Source organism: Zoogloea sp., from assembly GCF_030157465.1.
In the GTDB taxonomy this organism is placed as follows: Bacteria; Pseudomonadota; Gammaproteobacteria; order Burkholderiales; family Rhodocyclaceae; genus Zoogloea.
In genome coordinates, this window is sequence record NZ_JAOAUU010000137.1 from 5,352 (window position 1) to 9,829 (window position 4,478).

The 4,478-nt window shown below is 54.6% G+C and carries 4 protein-coding genes; all 4 read right to left on the reverse strand.

Features of this window, described 5'->3' with window-relative positions; genetic code table 11:
* Positions 1-809: 809 nt before the first annotated feature.
* The 4 genes from Q1W26_RS17060 to Q1W26_RS17075 all read right to left on the reverse strand — a co-directional run bounded on the left by Q1W26_RS17060 (position 810) and on the right by Q1W26_RS17075 (position 4,372).
* Positions 810-2,528, reverse strand: coding sequence for a DUF2326 domain-containing protein (locus tag Q1W26_RS17060; RefSeq protein WP_300442647.1), 1,719 nt, complete (start codon positions 2,526-2,528; stop codon positions 810-812).
* Positions 2,529-2,592: 64 nt separating this feature from the next.
* Positions 2,593-2,841 (reverse strand): ABC-three component system middle component 8, encoded by a 249-nt coding sequence (locus Q1W26_RS17065; RefSeq protein WP_300442649.1) that lies wholly within the window; start codon positions 2,839-2,841, stop codon positions 2,593-2,595.
* The gene (locus Q1W26_RS17070) at positions 2,810-3,790 is read right to left on the reverse strand and encodes an ABC-three component system protein (RefSeq protein ID WP_300442651.1); all 981 of its coding nucleotides are present in this window, start codon (positions 3,788-3,790) and stop codon (positions 2,810-2,812) included. The genes Q1W26_RS17065 and Q1W26_RS17070 overlap by 32 nt, the downstream gene beginning before the upstream one ends.
* Before the next feature lie 24 nt (positions 3,791-3,814).
* Positions 3,815-4,372, reverse strand: a complete 558-nt coding sequence (locus tag Q1W26_RS17075; RefSeq protein ID WP_300442652.1) for a recombinase family protein — start codon at positions 4,370-4,372, stop codon at positions 3,815-3,817.
* Positions 4,373-4,478 lie beyond the last annotated feature (106 nt).

Genomic DNA, 4,478 nt, shown 5'->3' on the forward strand with positions numbered 1-4,478 from the left:
GCCCTTTACCTGGCCACCCCGGCCTCCGGCTGGGTCACCGGCAAAATCCTCGAGGTGGACGGCGGCGCTGAATCCAGCGTGTGGCCGGGCTGAACGCGACACCGTCGACGAGGCGGCCTTGCACCGGCCTCAGTTTTTCATGGCTGCGCCAGCTTCCGATCGCCGAACTCCGAACTCCGAACTCCGGCTTCAACCGGAGTCGACCATCTGATCGCCGCCTCTCCCCCCGACGCCCATAAAACAAATAGATCGGCCCGGAAAACAAAAACCCCGGCAGCGCCGGGGTCTCGCGCCTCATGGGAAGATCATTCCCACTTGATTGTTTCTCAAAGGGAAACATCTTTGTTTTTCAAAAACTTACAGCACACAAATCATGGGATGCCATGGAAAATACCATGCCCAACCATTCACACTCGTCAACCTTCCAATCCGACACCTGCATCCTCGCCCATTTGGCCTGCAGCACTAAAACAATGCGGGCTGCGGCTTCTGCCCGTTACTTGAGTTCCTGGCCGTGACCGTCTCGATTGGTCTGTCCAGCAGTAGAAAGTCTGGGATGCCGCGCGGGGGGACCGTCTTCAGGACGCCAACTGCTGTGCGGGCGTGAACTGATGAAGCCAACGATCAACATGCTCTGATGTCGGTTCTGGAAGCTCACCTTTCGATAGGTCTTGATCTCGTTGGCTACGGAAACGAGAAGGTCATCACGTTCACTCATTCCCCCCCTGTAAGCAGCTATCAGACGCTGCACCACTCCTACCAATTCAAACAAAGATCGAGTAAATACCAAATACCCCATGTCTTCACCATTACCACGCCTTCATTTTGAAGAGTCGCCCCTGCTCTCCCTCATCGTGCAACGTGATCACAACTTCATCAGATGAGAACACTTGCCCCTCATCTACAGCACGCACGGGCAAATCAGAATCGATGAGCGTAATAATTGGCTGCAGCCCCAGCTCAGCATACCGACGAATGACCGCCAGCAGATTTTCCTTTTTGCGATCATCCAGGGATTCGAACACGCCGTCGTGATAAACGAAGCGCGGGAACTTTTCGTCCAAGTGGGCCCGCAAAATAGCCAAGTCAAAGGCAATACACAGCAGTTTTCTGTACGTGTGCCCAAGGTCGGCGCTGGTTGCATTACCGGATTCATCAAGAATTTCCGCTCTAAACTCTAGATGCCCCGCCTGGTTCGGCGATACGCTCAACAGCGCCTTGCGGTCAATCACCTCTTCGACAATCTCACTGAAGAACACGCGAATTGCCGAGAACAAGCTGTTCTGATCAGAGTTTTGTTTCTCGACATCCGCCTCGATTTGGGTCTGCAGATGCCCACGCTCTTCGGTCAACGCCCTGATCTCAGTTCGCAGCTCCTGCAGACGATGTAGGAAGCCGCGTTGACGCTCCAGCGAAGTGATGTCGGCACGCAGCGTCACCATCTCGTCCGACACCTGCTTGTACTTGCCAAAGATATCGGTTCCGCTCAGGAATGAAAGCATCTCCGAGCGCTTCTTGCCCAGGGTATTCAGTTCTGCATTGATGCGCTTAAGCTCAGCTTCGACCTCCGCGCGTTCTTCCTGCAGATAGCCTCGGCGCTCATCGGTAATGGCCCGATTGAAGGCAATCAACTGTTGGAAATCCTTCTTGATCTGTCCCTTGAACAGGACGCCGGCTTCCTCGAACAGGCGCTGCGCTTCATCAGGATTGAAGAGGATCTGATCCTCTTCCAGCGAGGCAATGATCTTCTTCTTGTTCTGGTTGAGCGAGTAGCGTTCAGCATTAAGGGACGCAATGCGCTCGTCGATGTCATCGACCAACTGCTTGGTGCTGTCCTTATCCTGTGCGCGGAAGTCGAAGGCGTCGAGCAGCTTCTGCTTCTTCTCAGCCTCTTTCTGCTTGAGCAACAGGATGCCCTCGATCTTGCTAATGTCCTCAATGGACCCGCCCAGTTCGTTCTTTATGGTCTGCGTGGTGGCCTGTTTCTCCGCAAGCTGCTCTTCCTTCTCATAGTGCTGTGCCACGAGTTGAGCGTCAAAGCCGAGAACGTGAGCCAGAAAAGGCTTCCAATCCGAATGAGCAGCTGCGAACTTGCGCAGATGAAAAACATCGCGGAAATCGTCCTGAGAGCGCAGCAGATAGCCCAAGCCTTTTCGGAACGCCCAGGGTTTTAATGCGCGCCAGTCAAGCAATCCATCCAGCAGATCACGCGCCCGCTCGAAGGGCATGTCCGAGTGGTCCCACTCCACCAGCGGTAACCCTGACAAGTCCTGGTGCCCGGCCTCATGACGCTTGAAGCTAATCTTGGTAGCTTCTTCCACACCTCGCCGGATCGTCACAAACGAAGCATCTTCCAGCTCGATTTCCAGGAAGAAGACGAAGTCCTGGAACAATTCGGCGTGCTTGAAAAGAAAGAACTTGGGATCGCGCTTGGCAAGAAAACCGAAGTCGAGCAAGCGCCCAAGCGTGGTCTTGCCGAGGTTGTGAGTGTCTTTGTTTCGATTTTCCGGTAGGCGAATTTCAGCCATGACGACGTTCAAGCCCTGAACAAACTCCACGGGCTCGAATAAGTCAGGCTTGCTGGAATAAAGTCTAGACAGCTTCATTTGGCCCCATGTACTCCACGGCGTCGGTCTTGGGGCGATATTCGATCAGGCCCATGAGATACAGAAAATTCAGTGCCGGCAAGAACAACACGTCACCGCCGACAACACTTTTTTTCGCAAATTTGCGCAGCGCATCGTACTCATCCACGCGCCGAGCCTTCAGGCGAGCCAGCAACAGCAACGAGACGTTGATGACAGTGCGATCAGGATGAGAGTGCTTGGTCGGCCGTAGCATCGCCTACCTCCCCGATATCGCAGTTCCAGTACATGTAAAACAGCACGGCGCGGGTCAAACGCTTGTGGGCGTGCTGCCGCAAGACAGGATCGCGGTTGAACAACAGATCCACCAAGTACTCCATAACCTCGTCGAAGGTCTGGTAGTCCTTACGCTTGGCGATGATCTTGAGTTGGAATTCATCGACAACCGACTCGTACATGCGCAGCAGGTCGAGGTTTTCCGGTGCCGCCAGGAAAGCCCGAATTTGAGCGGTCTCCTTCAGGTACTTCCGCCGTTGCACCTTGGCGTAATCGACACTCATGTTGTTGAGTACGTTCTTCTGCTCGTAGGTCACGCGCTCAGTCGGAGGATCGTCAAGCAGTGCGACCACACCATCTTTCTGTCGGGCCAGTGCTTGCACCACTTCGGCCAGATCGTCGGGGCTGACGATCAACGGTGAATCAACCGGATCGAGGTCTGCTTCCCTTGCAACCTCCGGGAAACGCTTCAGCCAAATTTCCAGTTGCTCCAGTCCGCAGAGGTAGATAGACGAGGCGGGAATACCACATTGAGACGCTATGTAATCACGTATTTCCGTTTCGGCATTGCCCGCCAGACGACGGTTGGCGAACAACATATAGTGATCGAGCTGCTTGGCCTCGCGCAGTTTCTTGATGCGGGGAATTTCTTTGCCCAGCACTGTGTTCGCTGCTGTCGCACTGAAGAAGTCGGATTCAGAGAAATTACGGTTATATCCGTTGGTGTGCTTGGCCTGGACGATGGTTGTACCGACCCACGGCGCCGACTTGCTCGGGTGTAGTTCCGCTGTCCCAATGAACTTGGCATCGCGTCCACCATCAGGCCCTTTTGCGAAGCCCTGAACGGCAGCCCCAAGCAATCGCTGACACAAAAGAACGATCAAGGTCTCGAACTGACCGTCGCTCATGTCTTCGTATGCGAATTTCATTGGGCTCCCATTTCTATCGGCTAGCTAACCGCAGTGCTTATAGATTGTCGTTCGCGACACCCCGTAGTCCCGCGCCAACTCAGTGACGCTAGTCTTCGGGTCACTCAGCAGCGCTTTAATGTGCCTGATCTGTTTGGCGTCCAACTTGGGCTTCCTGCCACCAACGCGACCACGCGCGCGTGCTGCGGCAAGACCGGCCTTGGTACGCTCCCGGATCAGATTTCGCTCAAACTCAGCCAGCACAGCGAAGAGATGAAACATCAACTTGCCTGATGCGTTCGTTGTTTCGATCTTCTCTGTCAGCGACTCAAAGCCAACCCCCTTCTCAACCAACTCGGTGACGATACGCACAAGGTCAGACAGGCTTCGCCCAAGCCGATCCAGTCGCCAAACGACGAGGGTGTCGCCCTCGCGCAAGTCGGCCAAGCATTCCTCCAACTGCGGACGGGCCACACCAGACTTGCCACTCGCGGTGTCCTGATAGACGCGATGACACCCCGCTCGGCGCAAAGCGTCCGCCTGCAGTGCGGTCGTTTGATCGTCGGTCGATACGCGGGCATAGCCTAAACGCAACTTTCCCATACGTTTTCACGCCATAGAAAACTGAACGAGAATTCTAACACTCCGAGAAGGCTGTCGGGTGACAGAGTTAGTGAAAAACAAGCTACTGATTATAAATCGGATTTTC